General features: G+C 77.5%; 1 protein-coding gene. It reads left to right on the top strand.

Features of this window, described 5'->3' with window-relative positions; translation table 11 throughout:
* The coding region (locus MCBG_RS32965) for a hypothetical protein (RefSeq protein ID WP_043325266.1) at positions 1–356 on the top strand (356 nt) is incomplete at both ends.

The following is a 356-nucleotide window of genomic DNA, read 5'->3' on the forward strand; positions in this document are numbered from 1 at the left end:
GCGCCGCTGCGCGCCGGGGTCACCGCGATGGGCTTCGGCGGGATCAACACCCACCTGGTGCTGGAGGCCGGCCCGTCCGCCGTGCCGGAACGTGTCCGGCGGCAGCAGCTGCGGCTGGCCCGGCACACCCAGGACGCCGAGCTGCTGCTGCTCGACGCGGCCGACCCGGTGGCGCTGCGGGAACGGGTGGCCGCGCTGCTGGATCCGCTGGCCCGGCTGTCGTACGGCGAGCTGACCGACCTGGCCGGCGCTCTGGCCGGCGAGGTACGCGGCCGGCCGATGCGGCTGGCGGTGGTCGCCGCCTCCCCCGCACGAGGCGGTGGACCGGTTCGAACGTGCCCTGGCGGCGCTCGACC

This window comes from Micromonospora sp. M42 (assembly GCF_000568915.1).
In the GTDB taxonomy this organism is placed as follows: domain Bacteria; phylum Actinomycetota; class Actinomycetes; order Mycobacteriales; family Micromonosporaceae; genus Micromonospora; species Micromonospora chalcea.